The following is a 1378-nucleotide window of genomic DNA, read 5'->3' on the forward strand; positions in this document are numbered from 1 at the left end:
AAATTTTCTATAGAATTAAAGAATTTTCCCCCTGATTTATCGGGTGAGCCGAATTTTCTTCTGATAAGGCATTGGAGACAAGACTTATAGGCAATAAAAAAACCTACAAATCAGCGATTTGTAGGTTTTTGTCCACTTACTCTCTTGTTTTGTTCAGTAGGCTCTGCGGAAAGACAGGGATTCGAACCCCGGGAACCTCTCGGTTCAACGGTTTTCAAGACCGCCGCAATCGACCACTCTGCCATCTTTCCAATATGTTTTGCGATCAAACGTTTCGTTTAATTGCTTTGCAAAGGTAGTCATTCTTTTGGAATATACAAGAGTCTTATGCGCTTTTTTTCTTTTTGTTTATTCTTTTCTTTTAAGAATAGAATGTGTGGGAATCCCCTTTTTATTGCTATTTTTGTAGCAAATAATTTATCAATCAAGTAAAAGGTTTCTATATGAGAAAGTTGAAAAGTTTATGGCTGGTTTCGGTTGTGCTGCTATTAGTAAGCTGCTCGATGTCCGCTAAATCAGATAAATCAAGTGAGGCTGGTACCGCCTCCAAGGGAGAGGTCGTTACTTTGAACAAGGCAGAGTTCCTGCAAAAGGTATTCAATTACGAGAAGAACGCTACGAAATGGGTATATGAAGGTGATAAGCCTTGTATCATCGATTTTTATGCGGACTGGTGTGGTCCCTGCAAGCAAGTGGCTCCTATTTTAAGGGATTTGGCTATCCTGTATAAGAATGATATCGTAGTTTATAAGGTAAATGTGGATAAGGAAAAGGAGTTGGCTGCCGCTTTCGGTATACAAAGTATTCCTACGTTCTTGTTTATCCCTAAGGAAGGACAGCCTCAGATATCGATGGGAGCTCTTCCCCGTGAGGAGTTTGTGAAACAGATCGATACTTTCTTGTTGAAGAAGAAGTAACACGACTTAGTTAATCATCATTTATAGATCGGAAAGCCGTAGAATTTTAGATTTTACGGCTTTTTTAATTGGGAGGGATGCTTTATGAAAGTAGGAATTATCAGATGTATGCAAACAGAGGATTTTTGCCCCGGTACTACTGATTTTAGGATGATCCGTGAGAAAAAGGGAGCCTTTGAGGGCGTAGAGGAAGATATTGAGATCATTGGGTTTATCAATTGCGGAGGTTGTCCCGGAAAAAAGGCCGTATTAAGGGCGAGGGAGTTGGTGAATAGAGGGGCGGATAGTATCGCTTTTGCTTCCTGTATCCAAAAAGGGACGCCGATAGGTTATGCCTGTCCTTTCGCCAAAAGGATGAAGGATGTTATCCAGAACGATTTAGGCGATGGCATCCGGCTGATCGATTATAGGCTCACCCGATAAACCTGGGGGATTAAGCATACAGCTTTGTAAGTCTGAAA

General features: G+C 40.9%; 2 protein-coding genes and 1 tRNA gene. 2 read left to right on the top strand and 1 reads right to left on the bottom strand.

Going from position 1 to position 1378, the window contains the following annotated elements; all coding sequences use genetic code 11:
- Window positions 1-166: 166 nt before the first annotated feature.
- Window positions 167-251, bottom strand: a tRNA-Ser gene (locus DW033_RS24240).
- 192 nt (window positions 252-443) lie between these two features.
- Between DW033_RS24240 and trxA the strand changes: the two genes are divergently transcribed.
- Window positions 444-917 (top strand): thioredoxin, encoded by a 474-nt coding sequence (trxA, locus tag DW033_RS24245; RefSeq protein WP_005858169.1) that lies wholly within the window; start codon window positions 444-446, stop codon window positions 915-917.
- A gap of 84 nt (window positions 918-1001) precedes the next feature.
- Complete coding sequence (locus tag DW033_RS24250) at window positions 1002-1340, top strand: CGGC domain-containing protein (protein WP_122383247.1); 339 nt, start codon at window positions 1002-1004, stop codon at window positions 1338-1340.
- Window positions 1341-1378: the final 38 nt, after the last annotated feature.

The sequence above is a fragment of the Parabacteroides sp. AF39-10AC genome (assembly GCF_003635405.1).
Classification (GTDB): Bacteria; Bacteroidota; Bacteroidia; order Bacteroidales; family Tannerellaceae; genus Parabacteroides; species Parabacteroides distasonis.